This window comes from Rossellomorea oryzaecorticis, from assembly GCF_038405515.1.
GTDB classification, from domain to species: Bacteria; Bacillota; Bacilli; order Bacillales; family Bacillaceae_B; genus Rossellomorea; species Rossellomorea oryzaecorticis_A.
This window is the reverse complement of record NZ_JBBYAF010000005.1, coordinates 72,508-90,776: the sequence shown is the minus strand read 5'-3', so window position 1 is coordinate 90,776 and position 18,269 is coordinate 72,508. Positions and strand designations below refer to the sequence as shown.

At 40.5% G+C, this 18,269-nt stretch carries 16 protein-coding genes; 4 read left to right on the top strand and 12 right to left on the bottom strand.

What is annotated here, in order from left to right; translation table 11 throughout:
- Positions 1 to 157: 157 nt before the first annotated feature.
- From AAEO50_RS04090 to AAEO50_RS04075, 4 genes are all read right to left on the bottom strand, one after another.
- Positions 158 to 1,543 (bottom strand): polysaccharide deacetylase family protein, encoded by a 1,386-nt coding sequence (locus AAEO50_RS04090; protein ID WP_341980725.1) that lies wholly within the window; start codon positions 1,541 to 1,543, stop codon positions 158 to 160.
- 405 nt (positions 1,544 to 1,948) lie between these two features.
- Positions 1,949 to 2,188 carry a hypothetical protein gene (locus tag AAEO50_RS04085; protein WP_341980724.1) on the bottom strand — a complete coding sequence of 80 codons (240 nt, stop codon included), beginning with the start codon at positions 2,186 to 2,188 and terminating at the stop codon, positions 1,949 to 1,951.
- Between the two features lie 461 nt (positions 2,189 to 2,649).
- Positions 2,650 to 4,755, bottom strand: a complete 2,106-nt coding sequence (locus tag AAEO50_RS04080) for a cation-translocating P-type ATPase (protein WP_341980722.1) — start codon at positions 4,753 to 4,755, stop codon at positions 2,650 to 2,652.
- Positions 4,756 to 4,773: 18 nt separating this feature from the next.
- Complete coding sequence (locus tag AAEO50_RS04075; protein WP_425383151.1) at positions 4,774 to 5,100, bottom strand: ArsR/SmtB family transcription factor; 327 nt, start codon at positions 5,098 to 5,100, stop codon at positions 4,774 to 4,776.
- 215 nt (positions 5,101 to 5,315) lie between these two features.
- Between AAEO50_RS04075 and AAEO50_RS04070 the strand changes: the two genes are divergently transcribed.
- Positions 5,316 to 5,639, top strand: a complete 324-nt coding sequence (locus AAEO50_RS04070) for a YnfA family protein (RefSeq protein ID WP_341980863.1) — start codon at positions 5,316 to 5,318, stop codon at positions 5,637 to 5,639.
- A 131-nt stretch (positions 5,640 to 5,770) separates the two neighbouring features.
- On the opposite strand, the gene AAEO50_RS04065 is transcribed toward AAEO50_RS04070, so the two are convergent.
- The 3 genes from AAEO50_RS04065 to AAEO50_RS04055 form a co-directional block, all read right to left on the bottom strand.
- A complete protein-coding gene (locus AAEO50_RS04065) occupies positions 5,771 to 6,295 on the bottom strand; it encodes an N-acetyltransferase (protein WP_341980720.1) in 525 nt (174 codons plus the stop codon).
- 86 nt (positions 6,296 to 6,381) lie between these two features.
- Positions 6,382 to 6,522 (bottom strand): hypothetical protein, encoded by a 141-nt coding sequence (locus AAEO50_RS04060; protein ID WP_341980717.1) that lies wholly within the window; start codon positions 6,520 to 6,522, stop codon positions 6,382 to 6,384.
- 305 nt (positions 6,523 to 6,827) lie between these two features.
- Positions 6,828 to 8,513, bottom strand: a complete 1,686-nt coding sequence (locus AAEO50_RS04055) for an acyl-CoA dehydrogenase family protein (RefSeq protein WP_341980715.1) — start codon at positions 8,511 to 8,513, stop codon at positions 6,828 to 6,830.
- 301 nt (positions 8,514 to 8,814) lie between these two features.
- On the opposite strand from AAEO50_RS04055, the gene AAEO50_RS04050 reads away from it, so the two are divergent.
- Positions 8,815 to 9,762: a nucleoside hydrolase gene (locus AAEO50_RS04050; RefSeq protein WP_341980713.1), complete on the top strand. Its 948-nt coding sequence runs from the start codon at positions 8,815 to 8,817 to the stop codon at positions 9,760 to 9,762.
- A gap of 182 nt (positions 9,763 to 9,944) precedes the next feature.
- Here the strand turns inward: AAEO50_RS04050 and AAEO50_RS04045 are convergent, their stop codons facing one another.
- The 4 genes from AAEO50_RS04045 to AAEO50_RS04030 all read right to left on the bottom strand — a co-directional run bounded on the left by AAEO50_RS04045 (position 9,945) and on the right by AAEO50_RS04030 (position 15,871).
- On the bottom strand, positions 9,945 to 10,520 hold the full coding sequence (locus tag AAEO50_RS04045) for a GNAT family N-acetyltransferase (RefSeq protein WP_341980711.1): 576 nt from the start codon (positions 10,518 to 10,520) through the stop codon (positions 9,945 to 9,947).
- 207 nt (positions 10,521 to 10,727) lie between these two features.
- Positions 10,728 to 11,906 carry a TraB/GumN family protein gene (locus tag AAEO50_RS04040; protein ID WP_341980709.1) on the bottom strand — a complete coding sequence of 393 codons (1,179 nt, stop codon included), beginning with the start codon at positions 11,904 to 11,906 and terminating at the stop codon, positions 10,728 to 10,730.
- 141 nt (positions 11,907 to 12,047) lie between these two features.
- A complete protein-coding gene (locus AAEO50_RS04035; RefSeq protein WP_341980707.1) occupies positions 12,048 to 15,215 on the bottom strand; it encodes an SNF2 helicase associated domain-containing protein in 3,168 nt (1,055 codons plus the stop codon).
- A 230-nt stretch (positions 15,216 to 15,445) separates the two neighbouring features.
- Complete coding sequence (locus tag AAEO50_RS04030) at positions 15,446 to 15,871, bottom strand: VOC family protein (protein WP_341980705.1); 426 nt, start codon at positions 15,869 to 15,871, stop codon at positions 15,446 to 15,448.
- Between the two features lie 282 nt (positions 15,872 to 16,153).
- On the opposite strand from AAEO50_RS04030, the gene AAEO50_RS04025 reads away from it, so the two are divergent.
- Together AAEO50_RS04025 and AAEO50_RS04020 are read left to right on the top strand one after the other, a co-directional pair.
- The gene (locus AAEO50_RS04025; protein WP_341980703.1) at positions 16,154 to 16,579 is read left to right on the top strand and encodes a hypothetical protein; all 426 of its coding nucleotides are present in this window, start codon (positions 16,154 to 16,156) and stop codon (positions 16,577 to 16,579) included.
- 144 nt (positions 16,580 to 16,723) lie between these two features.
- A complete protein-coding gene (locus AAEO50_RS04020) occupies positions 16,724 to 17,542 on the top strand; it encodes an STAS domain-containing protein (RefSeq protein WP_341980861.1) in 819 nt (272 codons plus the stop codon).
- Between the two features lie 63 nt (positions 17,543 to 17,605).
- Here AAEO50_RS04020 and AAEO50_RS04015 read toward each other — a convergent pair whose 3' ends face one another.
- Entirely contained in the window at positions 17,606 to 18,268 is a 663-nt protein-coding gene (locus AAEO50_RS04015) for a tubby C-terminal domain-like protein (protein ID WP_341980701.1), read from the bottom strand.
- Position 18,269 lies beyond the last annotated feature (1 nt).

Below are 18,269 nucleotides of genomic sequence, written 5' to 3'. Positions count from 1 at the left end.
CAATTCCAACTGGTTGAAAAGCAGCCATCTAAAACTCCATTTGATTTTACTTGTTGACTAGTTCAATAGGAAATCAGAGCATTGCCCTAAAATGTAAGAAACATACAATCAATATGTACAAAAAGCCGCATTTAAATTTAAAATGCGGCTTTTTAGGTTATTTAGTTTTTCCGTAATGAGGTCCCACACCCGATTGCCCCTGAAGTGAAAGGAGCTGTGAGATGGTTATAAATTGGTATCCTTCCCTTTCCAAGCTTTCGAGAAGCTTAGGCAGGGCTTCGGCTGTTGATGGGTGAATATCATGCAATAAGATGATGGAACCTGAAACAATTTCTTCTTTAACCTTTTTATTCACATCATTTGCATTACGTGACTGCCAATCAAGTGAATCAACAGACCATAAAACTAAAGGTGTATTTTTTTCCTTTATGTATTCTTTTACGTCCTCATTAAATGCTCCATATGGGGGACGGAAAACAGACGGGGTTTGACCGCTGGCTTTTTTGATCAATTGATTTGAGGTTTGGATTTCTTTAATTATTTCTTCTTTGTTGAGATTGGTGAGATTCATGTGGCTCGTCGTATGATTACCGATTTCATGTCCTTCCTGCGCCACTTCCTGAGCAACCGAAGGATAATACTCTGCTTGATTACCCAGCATGAAAAATGTTGCTTTTGCATCGAATTCATCCAAAGTCGAGAGTATTTCAGGTGTTACCTTTGGGTGGGGCCCGTCGTCGAACGTTAAGGCTACAACCTTTTTATCCGGATCAAGGTCAACGTTATCAGGAGTGACTTCTTCAGGCAGTTCATCCACTGTCTTCTCTTTTAACCCTTCCAGGATCTCTTCGTCAAGATAGGGTGCCATTTTTTCAATAGGTATTTCGATGTTAACCGACCCAGCGGCTCCTGCAGCAATTTCACTCTCATCAAAATGGAGAGTAAATCCATCTTTATTTAACGACCATTTCCATTCGCTGGGCTCTTTTAATACTTCATTCAAAATATCTTCAAAAACATACATGACCAAGTTGTTATCTGCCAAAATTTCTTTCTTAACAAGAGAGGCAATCTTCTTCTCAGTGTTGTCTTTTACTACATGCTGCAGTGCAAGAACCTTTTCAGTTTCCAAGTTGATAGTAAATGGCTGAATCTCTTTCTTCCCACTTGCTCGCCCTGTATATTGGTAAGATTCCAAAGTTAAACTATAAATGTGGTCGTTAACCTTAGCTGTATCAATATTTATGTTTAAATGTGCACGTTTGTCTTTATTGATAAATGCCTCATTTATTTTAACTTCCTTCATAAACTCATTCTGTTGTTTCTGGATCCAGGCATTGATTTGGCTATTAAGTGCATCACTTTTCGTAATCGGTGTAGATATAGAAGAAGTAAACAGCTCTCCCTCTTTGGTTTTCGTTTCGAGGTTTAATCCGGAAAACGCACTTAGCTCCTTTTCCTCTATTTTTACAACTGCTTTAGAATCATTATCAGCCCATTCACCATTTGCAAAAAGACTAAATGAGACAATTAACAGAAACATAATTACACTAATGCCTAGTAATCTTCTATTCATATCATTCATACCCTTCCCTTAAAGCAGGTGTTTTCTTTCAAACTCAAAGATTTTAATCTCTTAATCTTTATCCAAGTATAGAATTATATCATCTCTTCCCTCATTATCAATAGTCGTAAGGAGCCCCAACTACATGCTCCTTTAAAATACAGATATCCACATTAAGTGTAAAAATCTCCCGTGAAAACGGGCGCTCGTCCATACCAATTGGACAAATATACATAGAATGTACTAAGTCGAGGTATTACCTCAGGCAAATACGTGGAGTTAGGGGGAAGTAATATGTGGTTTCCATATTTTCATGGCTGCGACAGAAGGAGAAAAAGACACAACCGCTGCAGTTTCTGGGATAATTTGATGTTTATACACTGTTCACACTATGATGACGACTATGACCATGATGACTGTAGAGACTCCAGAAGAAATGAAGCCGTTGAACAAAAATGTTTTAAGATCAACGATTCTCATTCCTGCAAATGCCACAGACGAGACGACCATCATCACCATTCGAATAAATGCGGATGCAAGAAAGAACACAGTAAGTGCGGATGCAAGAAAGAACACCATCATGGCGACTGTGGCTGCATGAAGCATCATCATTGTAATTGTCATAAACACCGTGAACATCACGGTAAAAAATGTAACTGCGGCAGATAATTTTAAAAACCCATCCAGCGTCGGATGGGTATTTTTTAAAAAGATCCCTATTTCTTCGTTACCGGAAGCAATTTATCAAAGTGTTGCTCCTTAGATCTCAATCATCTGGATATAGTTAAGAAAAATATCAAATAAATATAAAGAAATCATCACAAAAAAATGCTCATGGCTGTGACCATGAGCATTTCTTTCTATTCAATCTCTTGAGGTATACTCAATTTCATCTAATTTCTCTAGTTCTTTTTTCGATTTACGCTTGAAAAATAAAACAACGAGTAATGCAGGTATGGATAATATGACGTATCCCAATAGTAGATTTAGAATATCCCTCAACCTCCTTAGTACCTTTGTTACCATTCTAACTCTTTAAGCATTTATTTTATACGGAAACGTTTGAATATAATGTGAAATTCATGCTATCTCGGGGTTATTTGTTTCTTCTCCCCGAACATGACTGTCAAGCTGATCAAGGTGACCAGAATCGTTGCTCCCATATCAGACAAAATGGCAATCCAGAGTGTCAGTAACCCAGGGATTGTCAATAATAAGGCAATCAACTTCAGACCGAGTGCAAGTGAAATATTCAGTTTGATAATTTTATTCACTCTTTTTGATATTTTGATGGCTGAAGGAAGTTTTCCCAGATGATCCTGCATCAAGACAATATCAGCCGTTTCTATAGCGCTGTCTGTTCCTTTACCCATGGCAATACCCAGGTCTGCAGTTGCCAAAGCAGGTGCATCGTTTATCCCATCACCTACCATGGCAACCTTTCCTCCCTCAGTCAGTTCTTTCACTTTTGCCACTTTCTCATCGGGTAATAGACCTGCATAGTAATTCGTCAACCCGACTTGCTTTGCGACTTTTTCAGCCGTTTTATTGTGATCTCCGGTTAGCATCACGGCATTTCTGATTCCGGATGAGTAAAGTTCACCTATGATGTCTTTACTCTCCTCCCTGATTTCATCGGTGATACCAAAGAGGCCTAAAACTTCTTCTTCACTCGAGACAATCACCAGTGTATATCCTTCACTTTTCAAGGTATCGATGTTTTCCAATACGTTGGAAGGAAATGAGAACACAATACTTTTTTCATTGCCTACCTTGTATGGTTTTCCGTCAATGACTGCAGAAACTCCCTGACCGGAAATGGTGTTGATTTCTTCAGGTTCTGCAAGTGGGATTTTTTCACCGTTCACTTTTTCCATCACTGCTTTTGCAATTGGATGTGATGAAGATTTTTCAACTGAACCCGCCACATGGAGGAAGTTTTCTTCATCAAAGACAACCATTCTCTCTACATATGGATGCCCCTTCGTTAATGTACCAGTTTTATCAAATGCTATTGTATCGATCTTTCCAAGCTGTTCAAGGAATACTCCGCCTTTGATAAGGATTCCATTCTTGGCATTCCGTGCAATCCCTGAAACAATTGCAATCGGTGATGATAGGATCAACGCACAAGGACAGCCAACAATGAGAACCGCCAGTCCTTGGTAAAACCAGAATCCCCATTCTCCATTGAGTAATAGTGGAGGTATGATCATAACGAGAGTAGATATCACCATAATGATGGGTGTATAGTATTTGGCAAAACGATTAATAAATTGCTCGGTCGGGGTTTTGGTTTCCTGTGCTTCTTCGACCAAATGAAGGATTTTAGCAAGGGATGAATCCTTATATTCTTTCGTAATTTTAACTTTCAGTACCCCTTCGTTGTTAATACTTCCTCCAAATACCTTTTCATCTGCTTCTTTTTCAACAGGCATGGCCTCGCCTGTAATGGCTGCTTCGTTTACAGAACTTCTTCCGGAAGCCACAATCCCGTCGGATGGAATCTTCTGACCAGACTTGACCAGCACCAGATCCCCAACAACCAATGTACTGATCGGTACAACCCGCTCTTGTCCGTTTTCAAGGAGAACTGCTTCTTTCGGGGCCACTTTGAGAAGCTCTTCCATAGACTTCCTTGCTTTTTCCATTCCTAAACCTTCAAGAAGCTCGTTGATGCCAAACAGAATTGCAACAAGTGTACCTTCTTTCCATTCACCGATTGAAAAAGCGCCTATTAGTGCAATTGTCATTAGCGTATCAATATTGAATTTCAGCTTAAAAAGGTTTTTCGCACCCTTGATAAAAGTGGGATAACCACTTGTTGCTGCGGCTGTAAGATACATGATGACAGGCACCAAATTATTCAATTGAGTGTCTACATAAATAGCGGAAAAGAAAATAATTGCAGACAAGCCGATTAAAATTTTCATATTATCATTGCTGCTGTGAGAGTGAACATGAGCCTGGTCATGCTCAGAATGATCGTGAGGCTTCTCTTTCATAATTGCTGCCCCGTCAGATGAAAGAATTTTCTCAACCTCCTGCATGTTTACTCCCTCGCTTAACACCAGCTTACTGCTATTGTAGAGAATTCTTGTTCCCTCTCCGTTTTCTAATTGTTTTATCTGTTCCTCCATTTCCCTGGCACAGTTGCCGCATGTAAGGCCTTGGAGTTTATATTCGTTCATGTAGATTCCCCCGTGATATTAGTGATGTCTCGCGTGATGCATCGTTTGCTGAAGCATGTTCATCACATGATCATCATCAGCTGAATAATAAAGCGTAGTTCCTTCACGTCTGTATTTGACCAATCGCAGATTCTTCAAGAAACGTAACTGATGTGAAACAGTCGTTTGAAGAAGTGACAGTCTCTCAGCAATTTCATTGACCGAATGTTCTTTTTGGGCTAATAGGTGCAATATTTTGACCCTGGTTGGTTCAGAAAGCGCTTTGAACGTTTGTGTGACTATAAATAATGTTTCTTCATCGATTTCTACGCAGTTTTCAGGATTGTTGACCGGCTCTCCGTTAATAAACTCGACCAATTTATCATCTTTTTTATTTTTACCCACGGTGTCACTCCTATTCTACTTCAATATATGACAATGTGTTCATGTATTATAGTTTAATCATAAAAAAAGTATGAGAAGCTGTCAAATATAACAAAAGGGATAAAGGAAATGTTCATGCAGGCTCCTCTGATATACTTGTACCTATTCAATCACTTTAAAGAAAGGACGGGATGGAAATCTTATCAGCAATTTTACTATTCATCATTGCAGGGCTGGCGGAAATCGGCGGCGGGTATCTTGTCTGGATTTGGCTTAGAGAAAATGCATCTCCATGGTACGGAGTATTCGGCAGCTTGACCCTGGTTCTTTACGGTATCATACCAACGCTGCAGAACTTCCCGAGCTTCGGAAGAGTGTATGCAGCTTATGGCGGAGTGTTTATCGTGCTTGCAATATTGTGGGGCTGGTGGGTCGATAAGAACACGCCTGATGTTTATGATGTTATTGGCGCTGCTATATGTATGATTGGTGTGTCCGTTATTTTATGGGCACCAAGATAAAGAAAAGCTGAAGTTATGACAAACTTCAGCTTTTCTTTAATTAGTTGGTTTTGTTCCACAGAAAAGACGAATGTGATTTCATAGCATATCTTTAAGAAAGCCGCCGGACCATGGGACAGAGAGCTAATTTTCTAGATTCCAAATGGCTCGGAGTAACGAACAGTGCCGCTGACTCCAAAAAGGCCGCCTTTCTTTAATTCCATCGCCATAAAGAATTCATCACCGATATCAACTGGAGCTTTAATGGAAAACTCCCTCGCAGGTTTAAAGCCAAATCGAGGATAGTATGTTGGATGGCCTAATACAATGACCGAAGTATACCCCAGATTCCTTGCGCGGGCTATTCCTTCCTTTATCAGAGAACTCCCTATTCCTGTCCCTTGATGATCAGGACGGACCGCCACTGGCGCTAAAGCGATGGAGGGTACCTGCTCCCCCATTTTATTCTCAATATGTATTTTGCTGAATAGAATATGTCCTGACAAGATTCCTTCATTTGAAATGGCAACGAGTGAAAGCTCCGGAATATACGCATCACTCTCCCTGATTTTCTCTATCAGTATCGATTCATCCTCTTTCTTAAACGCAAGATCATTCACATCTTTAATACCTGCAAAATCATCCATTATTTCCTGTCTTATCACTACATCCCCCATCTTGCATCCCCCTTTTTAAGGCCCGCCCTTTACCGATTTAAATCGGTGAGGGACGGGCCTTCGTACGTAATGTAATGATAACCGATTCAGTATTCGATTTCATCATAATCTTTTGGCTGGGGTTGTGGTTCTGCCTGTACGTTCTCGCTGTTTGAAATGTTTTCAATGGTTTGCATGTCGCCTTTTTCTTTTAGCGGTACTTCTTTATGTTGTTTACCTTCTTTCATGAATCTAAATCCCCTTTCGTAGGTGCTAGGAATAATATGTGCAGTAGAAGGAGAAAACATGCCTTTTGATAATGGCTATTCGTTCTATATAAATTAACCAACCCTTCACTACATTCCAACAAGTATGGAACAGCACAAACTGGTTATCCTTGTTACTAAGAAAACCTGCCTGGAGGTGACCCCATGATTAAGAAAAATTGCAGTTGCAAACGTTGTAAATGTCAAACAAAAAAAGAATGTGATTGTCCATGTTGCTGTGAAAAATAATTAAATCCCCGGGCATCCATAAGCCCGGGGTTTCTCATTTAGTAAACTTTAACGTTCAATCCAACAATTTCTTTAAAATATTTAAGTGATTTCATTTCTGAATCCAGCCATTCATTCTTCTTCCAAGCGTTCTCAATGTAGATGTCAGCGATCATTCTCCTGCGTTCGCCTCCGAATAGTGCTGCATCACTTAGGGCAACCACGCTTTCATAAATCAGTACCATCAATTCTGCGATACGTTTACTATGATACGTTTGGGTATCACCGTCAGCCTCCGCTACTTTCACCAGTAATTTTTCTAGAACAATTAATCCTTCGAGGACCGGTTCGCCTAGCTTAATCAGCTCTTCAGGAAGTCCTGCAAGTTCCTTCTTCATTTTACTCAGAAACAACTCGTGTACCCGGTACTTCTTCATCAACCGAAGCACTTCAAGCCCTAATATGTTTGCCGTGCCTTCCCAAACCGTCAGTACCTGGGCATCCCTCAGAAGCCGAGGAAGAACGAAATCCTCTATATATCCGTTGCCTCCATGTAATTCAATCGCTTCATGTGAAAAATGGATTGCCTGTTCAGCGCTTTCTTTTTTTAAAATGGCAATAAGCAGACGGGTGAGTGCAGCATCATCTTCTGATGTCGGAATATTATCATCCGATATCCGATCAAACATTTCCACCAACCTGAATACAGCACTCGTTTCTACTTCCTGCTTAGCTGCCAGATTTACAAGGCTCTCCCTGATCATGGGGTAATGTGCAAGCTTCTCTCCAAAAGCCGTACGGTAAAATGCATAATTTCTCGCTTCCATATAGGCTCTGCGCATGATTCCGATTGAGGCAACCGCGTTGCAGATCCTGGATAGGTTCAAGGCTTCCATCATATAATAAATGCCTTTGTTTGGTTCCCCCACAAGATAGGCTCTTGCTCCATCAAATTCGATTTCAGCAGAAGGGACGGCACGAACGCCAAGCTTATCCTTCAACCGGCGGACATGGATGCCATTCAAGCTGCCATCCTTTTTTCTCCATGGTACAGCGAAAAGACTGAGACCCTTCGTTCCGACTCCAGCACCATCGATTCGAGCCAGTACCATGGCGACACCGCACATACCGGAATTAGATGCAAAGTATTTTTCCCCATATAAATTATATTCATCACCATTCTCAACGGCACGCACTTCGTTCGCACCTACATCCGACCCTCCCTGTCTCTCTGTCAAGAATGTTGCTCCTTCATAAAACTCGACCTCTCCCGTCGCCAGCACATGTTTTAGGAATTTCTTTTTCACTTCATCAGATGCATATTTTTCGAGCAGTAATGCCGTCGCCATCGTTAAAGTGACTGGACAGTAGAATCCTGGCTCGGTTTGGGACAAAAGATAACCCTGTGCATATGAATAGAGATAGTTACCTTTAGACCCGAGTTCGGGTATCTCTTTGTGGATATAGCCGACAATCCCTTTTTTGTATGTCTCCTCGACTGTTTTCTTATAGCCTTCATTTACCCAGATCTCTGAGACTTCCTCACCAAAACGATTATACTTGATCAGCCGCGGCTGTCCTTCTCGGTCGGTATGAGCCGCACGCTCATCAATATCCCCAGCACACATTCCTCCGAATTCAGTCAGCTCCCCTTCAGCCCATTGGTAAAAGTCGCCCTTGAGATAATGGCACATAAGCTGTTGGAGGTGATGATCCTCAAGATAAAAGTTCTCGATTTTCTTCATGATTTCACTTCTCTCCCTTTATGTATTTTCCTGGCATGACGGTAAGTGATTGGGTAGATTCATTCACTTATCTCCAATTGATTCAATTTCTCTTGAACTTCACCTTTGACCATTTTGTTTCAAGAATATTCCGATAGTTTTATTTTACCATTTAAGTTACCGTTAAGTTCAATAGTTAGGATAGAAAGTCAATAAACTTCACTATTATGAATGGAGGCTGAAGCTAGTATTCTTGCCATTTTGACACAGGACAATATCCGGTTCCCATATAATGTGAAAAAACAGGCAGGAGTGTTTCCTTGTGAAAAAGAAGGTTCTGCTTTTCGCTGATGTCGGTATCGATGACATCATCGCGCTAATATATGCATACTTAAGTGATGATATAGAACTTGTGGGAGTGGTTGCAGATTACGGAAATGTCCCGAGGGAACGTGCAATCCAGACAGCAAATTACTTAATGACCTACGTTCCGGAAGAAAAGAAGTTTCCTATTATAGGAGGAGCGGAAATTCCGATGACGGCCCAGCAACCGACATTTTACCCAGAGATTCATGGTGAGTATGGATTGGGACCTATCATCCCGGATAAATTGGGTAACACATCTGAAAATTTCTTTGAAATTGTAAACCTCATTGAGCAATATGACGGAGATCTAACCATTGTTAGTATTGGGAGATTGACGTCGCTCGCTACGATGTATATCCTATATCCGGATCTTATGGATACAGTGAAGGAAATATTTGTAATGGGAGGAGCATTTTGGGTTCCAGGGAATGTAACAGCGGTCTCAGAAGCGAACTTTTATTCAGACCCCGTTGCGGCACGGCTAGTCATGAACTATGCGGATAAATTGACGATCATTCCTCTTAATGTCACCGATTATGCGATCGTGACGCCTGAAATGGTGGATTATATCGACTCCAAAGGACGAACTGAGCTGTTAAAGCCTCTGCTCGATTACTACTATGCTTTCTACAAAGAACGAAATCCAGATATACAGGGCAGTCCCGTGCACGATGCGATCACCCTTATGGCGCCACTTTACGAAGACATGTTCACCTTCAGAGAACTTCCTGTCTATATCGTGACCACAGAGGGGCATGTCAATCAAGGACAAAGCATCACTGACATCAGGCCATACATCAATTTTGAGGAAGACGCAAAGAAGCATCGGATTGCATTCGGGTTTGATTATAAGAAGTTTTATAATCGGTTTATGTCCCTTATGACGGGGGAAGAGTTTGGATGAGCCTAATTCAAACTCTTCCCTCTTTTTGCTCATATCTTTTTTTCTTCATATCTTGAAATCACCCAAGAACCTGAGAGAATCCAAGTGAGTTCAATCCATATCTGAATAATTTAACTACCGTTGGAAAGTACATAAGAAGACTACATATTGAAGGGAAACACATATGAAAAATAAATTAGAACTTAAAATGCTTGGCGGCCTTTTCTTTTTTGGGATTTTAGCTGATTTTCAAAATCACTTTTAACAATACCAAATACCTCGATATCTTCAAATGTTCCACTTAGTAGCCGATCTTGTTTGAGCACGCCTTCCTTAACCAAGCCAGCTTTCTGTAGTACTGTTATGGAGCCGATGTTCCTGGAAAGCGCAGAAGCCCAAATCTTATTTAATTCAAGCTCTTCCATTCCGAACAACATCATCCTCTTAACGGCTTCCGTTGCAAATCCCAAACCCCAGAAAGGTCTCCCGATCCAGTATCCAAGCTCCCCCTTCTGGTTGTCTTTATCCACCCGCAGCGTGATCGTGCCGACCAATTCGTCCGTTCTTTTCTGCACGATCGCCAATGGATATTCAATTTCTTTTTCAAACAATCCGGGTTGGATATCAAACCAGTCAAGCGCATGCTTCAATAAGTACGGTTGAGGCAAACCAATCATTTCTCCCACTTCTTTGTTGTTAGCAAGATTTTGAACACTTGGAGCGTCTGATTTGCTGAAACGTCTCAGAATCAGTTTTTCTGTATGCAGGACTTTAATCAAATAAAACTTCCCCCTTTAACTTACACAAATGATGTCCCTTTATGGTCTTTTTTAATATCAGCCAAGTATGAGGTTTTTACTACTTCTTCGCCTCTTAACTTGAGCTCAGCAGGTTACTCTGGAAACTTGTTCTTATTATAAACTTCAACCTCGATAAGTTAAATAAAAAAAGCTGCTTTCCTGAAAGCAGCTTACCCATAAATCAAATTAAAGGTTTTCAAAGAATAACCGTATGACATCTGCTCCCCCGATAAAAGTTCCCAGCGAACTCCCAAGGTTAGCTAACACTACAATCAATAATACACGAGTCACTTTATTGGACCAGAATCCCTTCATACTTAATACATCCTCGGATAGCCGGTCGAAATCGGCAACATTCGGCCTCTTGATGTATGCCTGAACTGCACCTGCAAACCATCCTGCTGCCAGCAATGGATTAAGTGAAGTGAAGGGTGCCGCAACAAACGCAGTCAAAATAGCTAAAGGATGTCCGAGTCCTATTGCCACACCCAGGGCAGAAAATCCTCCATTCCATAATATCCAGCTGATTGACTGCTGCATACCTGCATCAGGATTAGAAATGAATGTGTACGCAATAAGGGCAAGGATAAAAATTGGGATTCCCCAACCTATGATTTTAGGAAGCTTGGATTTTGGGGGACGTTCATTCAATCGGTCGAGATTATGGTCTTTCTTGATTTCTTCTCTAATACCCGGAACATGAGCAGCTCCTAAGACAGCGACGATCTTCTTACCTGGAGCTTCTTTAATCTTTTGAGAAAGGTATTGATCTCTTTCATCAATCAAAGGTTTCTTCAATCGAGGGAAGGTTTCTGTAAATTCGTTAAGCATCCCTTCGAGCATGTCCTTCGATTTCAGCTTCTCAAGTTCTTCTTCCGAAATGCTGTCATTGCTGAAGATACTGTAAATAATTTGCATGAGCAGTTTTGCTTTTCCGGTGAAACCAACATTGCTCCAAATTCGCGAGAACGTTATCTGGATATTACGATCAGCAAGAACAAGCTCCGCCCCCGCTTCCTTTGCAGATTCAATTCCCTGAATCATTTCCTGCCCAGCTTGAATGCCAAGCTGCTTCGCCATTCTTTTTTGGAAAGAAGAAATCGCTAAGTTCATCAACAGGAAAGTAGCTTTGCGCTCCTTGATAACTTTGAAAATGTCCGTTTCTTTCCACTTATCGCCTTGCACGATTGATAGGTATCTTTGTTCATCCAATTCTACACATACGGAATCAGGCTGTTCCCTTTCGATTACTTCTTTGACTTGTTCTGCGCTCTTTTTTGATACATGGGCTGTGCCGATTAATATGTATTCCTTCCCGTCCTGGTTAATCCTTGTTATGCTTTGTTCTTCTATATCAATAGACATCGGGTACCTTCCTTTTTAGGATAATAATAAGCTTTATCATCGTTAAATTAAATACTTCTTTTATTTTACCATTTTTATAAACGTTTGCCTGAAAACTTTTCCTATATGAATAGATTAGATGAATTTCCGAGAAAAGGTTAATTAAATCCTTAATATTTCCCTAATGTCATCTTCACTAAGGATAGTTCCCATTTTTTCTGCCGGATCAATAATTTCTGAGATTAAATCTTTCTTTTTTTCCTGGAGTTCATTAATCTTCTCTTCAATCGTCCCCCGTGCGACCAGTTTGATCACTTGAACGACATTCTTCTGCCCCATCCGATGAGCCCGGTCTGCAGCTTGCTCTTCCACAGCAGGATTCCACCAAGTGTCGTACAGGATAACCGTGTCTGCACTATGAAGGTTAAGACCGGTCCCTCCCGCTTTAAGTGAGATAAGGAAGATATCCCGTTCCCCCTTATTGTATCGATTACACAAGTTCAACCGTTCTTCAGAAGGTGTTTCCCCATCCAGGTAGAAAAATGGTGTGTCTTTACCTGCCAGATCCCTGCCAATCAGCTGAAGCATTTTGGTGAATTGGGAGAAAATAAGGACTCTTCTTCCCGAATGGCTCGATTCTTCAAGGATTTCCATGAGATGGTCCATTTTTGCGGATCTTCCTTTATATCCGTCCACAAATAAGGCTGGGTGACAGCATAACTGCCGCAATCTTGTTATGCCTGCCAGGATTTTAATTTTGTTTTTTCTCAGTGTGTCTTTGTCCAGGTGCTTTAATGTGTCGTGACGAAGCTTTGCAAGGTAAGCAGCATAGAGCTTCTTTTGCTCGGGATGCAGTTCTACGGTTTCCCGTATTTCGATTTTATCTGGAAGTTCTTCGAGAACATCTTCTTTTACTCTCCGCAGCATAAAAGGCTGGATCCTGCGAGCGATGGTTTTACGTGTGAGCTGACTGTATTCCTTCAATCCAAGGAATAGCTGCGGGAAGACAACGTGAAAAATCGACCACAGTTCTTCAATTGAATTTTCGACTGGCGTTCCGGTTAAGGCGAAGCGGTGACTGGCCTGAATTCTTTTAACTGCTCGGGCCGTTTGGGTCACCGGATTTTTAAACGCCTGGGCTTCATCGAAAAATACAGCTGAGAATTTCTGTTTTTCAAACCAATGGACATCCCGTCGGACGATTGGATAGGATGTGATGAGGACATCGACCTTCGAAATATTTGCTTGCAGTCTTGTTCTGTTCGTTTTGTTTCCGTCAATAACCATTGCTTCAATGTCCGGTGTGAAATTCGAAAATTCACTTAACCAGTTATATGTAACTGAAGAAGGACAAACGATGAGTGCAGGTGCTTTGTCACTTCTGATTTCCTCCAGGATTGATTGAAGGAATGTGATGCTCTGTAGTGTTTTACCAAGGCCCATATCATCTGCAAGAATGCCTCCGAATCCATAATGGGCGAGCGTTTTCATCCATAGATAACCATTCTTCTGGTAATCCCTTAGAATGGAATCAAGATTTCTCGGCACCTTGAATTCACTAGTTCTTGGATTACGGAGACTTTCCAGAACCCCCCTGAAGGATTTTTCTATTTTGAACCCTTCGCTTCCATCTACATGATCCAGAAGTTCCAGACATTGAGTCATTGGGAGTTCGAGACCGTTTGCGAGTGTGCCCGGGTTCACCTCTGCTCTCTGCAGGAAGCGCTGTATTTCCTGAGCTTCTTTTGTGTCCAATGACATCAGTGAGCCATTTCGCATTCGATAGTATTTCCTTTTTTCCTCAAGTGCTGACAACAATTCATGGATGTCTCTTTCCGGAATTCCGTCCATATCGAATTTGAACTCCAGCCAATTGGTCCGCTCTCTTTTCACCTTTACCCTGATTTGCGGCTTTGCGTCCCCTCGGAAAATTCGAGTTCTTACTGCGGTGGTAGCATAAATACGCACAATTTTTTGCAGCTTGGGCACTTGATAGTGAAGAAATTCAAATTCCAATTCTTCATTGTGGAGTAAATAACCGCCCTCCGTCTGGGCAAAGGAACTGTCTTCCATGAGGGCTAAAACTTCTTGTTCCTTTTCGTCATCCCGAATGATCAGAGAACCGGCTGGAACATCCTCTTCCAATGGATTTATGACTACATGGTCATATTGAAACTCGAGGCCGGCAAGCAGTTTATTATTCACCCGATCCAAGTAGAGTTTAGCAATCAAGGGAGATTTGATAAACTGATCCGTCAATGATTTTGACATCCTTACCTCCCCAAGCTTTTTTAGATGCGGAGCCACTTTTTCAAGGAAAAAGCCGATTTTTTCTTTTGGAATGGCTATTTCATTTGTTTTTGATGCATCCAGCATGGATTGTAATTCTTCAAGCCTGCTGCAGTCTGTCTCGTTTAGTTCAAATAGCTTTCCTTTGTAGAGAATGGAATGGTATGGCTTTAATAAAACCATTTCTGATAGACCGGAAATACTCAATGTATATCGACTGTCCTCAGTTTCATCAAAATTGAATACCAACGGGAGAGTTGTAGTTGATTGCTGAATGCCTTTGAACCAGTTACCCATATATCCCCATTTCGCATCAGATAGTTTAACGAGCAAAGGTTGTATGGTTTCCCATGAAGACGGAGGAATAATCATTGTCATTTTATCTAGATGTACTTTCTCGTTCATTTCCTCTATATAAATTCGCTCATCAAGGAGAACTTTGATCAAAACTCTCACTATAGCATCCGTTTCTCTATTGAAAAAATATTTCTTGGTTGAGTATGTAAAGTTTTCTGCGATCTCGTAAGGTCTTCCTTCTTGCAACTTGAATAAAAATGTCCGTAAATTTTCAATTGGATAGTTATTGATTCTCATTTGGATACTGATGTGATTGGTGCCATCACCCAGCGAGACAGGTATACATGTAAATTCAGTATGGACGGATTCCCTCGTTTCAAAGTGGCGCTGCTCACCGCTTGAACGGGCCTCTCTTTGATTGAATAAAGTAAAAAAGTCTTCAGTCAAATTCCGGCCGGATGTCTGTTGTTGCTGCTGAATGGCGATCAATACTGCAGCGACATGCTGACAAGACAAGTCAAACGAAGCCAGTTTCGGGCAACTGCAATCAGTTTGCAAATCACCGTAAGCGTCTTTTTTGACAGTGACATGAAACGTTTCGGCACCATTTACCGTCGCTTTACAATTATTATCATTATACTCTTCTATATTGACTTTGTTCGATCGAAAGTATGACTCTCCTCTCTTGAAGGAGACAGTACCACACATATCTTGAATGATCTTATGTTTAATCTTAATATTCATGTTTCGCTCCTTCATGCTTTATAACGACTATTCGATAAATCGATTGTAACATATTTATGGGTGGCTGCTGTCTCATTAAGATGCAACTTGTTTTGCTATATATAGAGATTATTAAATGTAAAAAGCCCACCCCGTTTGAACTGGGGATAGGCTTTTTAACTGTATTTGATGTTATGTAAGGTTCTAGGTTAGGTGGTATGGGTGATATTTGTAATCACAGTTTTTTTAATTTACTTTTCTTCGCCAGTATAAATCTGGAACGTCACGCCATATTTATCGATGACACATCCGTAAAGCGGGCTGAAGAACGTTTTTTGTAAAGGCATCGTTACTTCGCCGCCTTGCTTTAATCCATCAAATAGTTTCTGTGATTTCTCGGCGTCGGTCGTTGTGATGCATAGTGTCACCTGGCTGCCCGTTGAGTGAGGCTGTCCCGGGAATGTGTCACTGAACATCAATTCAGTTTCACCGATTTTTATCGTTGCATGCATGATACGGTCTTTCGCTTCTTCGGGCAAGGAAAACTCAGGGTCCTCGGGACTCTCTCCAAAAGACTGGATAAAAAGAACTTCTGCATCCAGCGATTCTTTGTAAAAATTGATTGCCTCTCTCGCATTGCCATCCATCACCAAATAAGGAAATACTTGTACTGTCAACAAAATCAGCTCCTAAGTTAGAATCATAGCGTTTTGAAACACCATGCAATACCGGTTTCTCCTACTGTAGAAGAATTCAAATTTCTGCCATCACCCAATACATATTTATCATAATCGATAGAACGAATGTTCGCAATAAGATTTTTGGATTATTTTTCTATTTATCTTTGAAATATAACATGCCGTTTATTTTTATAAGTCTATTAATCTTCCATTCCCTGGTCTATTAAGCCAAGATTTCTAATAGGTATAAATAAGACATTCATACTTGGAGGGCCGCTTATGTACGGTACGGTTGAAGTCATTCCATTGGAAAAGATCATTAGCAATGATGAATTGTATGGAGACCAAGGTAAAGCAAGCAGTTTGAAAGCCGGTGTGATAAAAAGGATTTGTTTTCGATTATATGAGGACTCTTCGTTTATCACGTATGATATCGACGGAGTTTTCAAGAAGTATGTTAATGTGGAAGATGGTTTATCCTCTCCTTCTATTAAAAGGGCACTGTTGTCATTTCAAACTGCATATGAACTGAATGATTCCATCATGATTGAAATTGCCGGTTTGAAACGATGTGCAGTGGTGGATTCCATTGAAGTAAATTGGGTGGCTGATTCATGTATTGTCCGTTACGGGTTAAGGGACGAGACGGATACGGTTTATTATGGAATATCTGAAAAATTATTGGTGGAGTGGAGTGAAAATTAGCATGAAAAAGACTTTCATAGCAGGCCATCACATCAAATAACAAATGAATACAAATTTAAAAAAGTCAGGAAATTAAAAGACGAAGAATGTTTTTTATGATACCATATTTTTAAAAAGTCCTGGAAGGGGAATGATTGTTTGTCTGTGAATATGGAAAATACAAAAATGATGGGTATTGCTGAAGCCATACTCAGCTTAAAAGAAAGTATGGTTGATCAACGAGCAGTTGATAATCATGATAATTACTCAAGTAAGATTAGTAAAGATTTAAAGGTTTGGCGGCATAACCTTATTGACATTTATGCTCAATCAATCAACAACGACCTTGAAACCTCCTATATAAAATTAAAAAAATGGGGAGAACAGGCCGTTGATTTACTGATAGAATTAGATCTTCCCCTGGATATTGCAATTGAAGAGATTCGGAATTACAGAGATCGCATTGGAAAAATCATCAGAGATGAAGCTGAAAAACAGCAGCTTTCGTATACAGAATTTTACGATGTCCTTTCACGCTTTAACTCCGTTGTCGATCGTGCTGTCCACTGGCTTAGCATTTCTTACAGTAAAAAATACTATTCCAGAATTCACGCAGCTGAATCAGTCGCACTAGAACTGTCTGTTCCTGTAATCAAAGTCACAGACACTATAGGGATTCTTCCTTTAGTCGGCGATATTGATACAAAGCGTGCCCACGAATTAATGGATAAAGCCCTGGTAAAAGGAACTCAATTGGAATTAGATCATATCATTTTAGACTTATCCGGTGTCCCTATCATTGACACAATGGTGGCTGATCGGATCTTTAAAGTGATTGATGCTCTAGGCCTTTCAGGCATCAGTGCTATCTTAACTGGCATCAGACCAGAAATTGCCCAGACGATGATCAATCTGGGTATCAACATTTCGAATATCCCTATTTATTCAAGTCTTCATATTGCCATGAAAACTCTACAGGAATAGTGAAGGGGATGAAAAGGGAGTCCTGGATTTCCGGGACTCCCTTTCTATATTTCCACTTTTTGTTTAATCATAATATTTTACAATCTCAAACATACAAGCCAATAAAAGCAGAGGCAGGTCCCCTTCTTTTGAGTCAATGAAGATCTTGCGTGGCGGAAGCTTTCTTTGGTACGTAATGACGGCTATTTCTACCTCATTCTTTTGAAAACTTATCAAACCATCTCTAGGGTTATTTGATACTTGAATCACTTCGTTTTCATAAGGGAATGAGAGTCTGATATTTGACTTCTTTTCAGACTTGCTCTCAATGGTAAACCTCTCAACTTTTCCACTTGTTGTAACCTCTGCTTCCCAGCTGCTGAGGAGGAACTTACTGTGGGTTCTAACATTATGTAATTTGATTTTCATACTTCCATCGTGATTTTCACCTGTTAGATGGATATCTCTACGAGGTGAAAAGAACGTAAGCAACTGTTGAAATATACTAGTAAAGTAACGTTTTATATAACCCACATAGTTTATTTTTACGTCGATGATTTCTGCAGGTTTGGCTGATGCCCTGAAACGATTCTCATGGTATATCGCCTTCAACGCAAGCTTTCCATCTCCCCCGGTTTGCAAGCCTTTCTCACTTCTAGTCACCCAATAGCCTATTCCCACAAATAATATAAAGACAATAATGACCATGATGTAAAACCATGGGGGAACAATTCCTGATGTATACATA

Coding starts and splice junctions, on each gene's coding strand:
- AAEO50_RS04055 (WP_341980715.1), bottom strand. CDS start 8,513: ATGAAGAAAATCGAGAACTTTTATCTTGAGGATCATCACCTCCAACAG.
- AAEO50_RS04080 (WP_341980722.1), bottom strand. CDS start 4,755: ATGAACGAATATAAACTCCAAGGCCTTACATGCGGCAACTGTGCCAGG.
- AAEO50_RS04085 (WP_341980724.1), bottom strand. CDS start 2,188: ATGACAATTACAATGATGATGCTTCATGCAGCCACAGTCGCCATGATG.
- AAEO50_RS04090 (WP_341980725.1), bottom strand. CDS start 1,543: ATGTTTCTGTTAATTGTCTCATTTAGTCTTTTTGCAAATGGTGAATGG.
- AAEO50_RS04060 (WP_341980717.1), bottom strand. CDS start 6,522: ATGAAAGAAGGTAAACAACATAAAGAAGTACCGCTAAAAGAAAAAGGC.
- AAEO50_RS04025 (WP_341980703.1), top strand. CDS start 16,154: ATGTACGGTACGGTTGAAGTCATTCCATTGGAAAAGATCATTAGCAAT.
- AAEO50_RS04065 (WP_341980720.1), bottom strand. CDS start 6,295: ATGGGGGATGTAGTGATAAGACAGGAAATAATGGATGATTTTGCAGGT.
- AAEO50_RS04015 (WP_341980701.1), bottom strand. CDS start 18,268: ATGTATACATCAGGAATTGTTCCCCCATGGTTTTACATCATGGTCATT.
- AAEO50_RS04040 (WP_341980709.1), bottom strand. CDS start 11,906: ATGTCTATTGATATAGAAGAACAAAGCATAACAAGGATTAACCAGGAC.
- AAEO50_RS04035 (WP_341980707.1), bottom strand. CDS start 15,215: ATGAATATTAAGATTAAACATAAGATCATTCAAGATATGTGTGGTACT.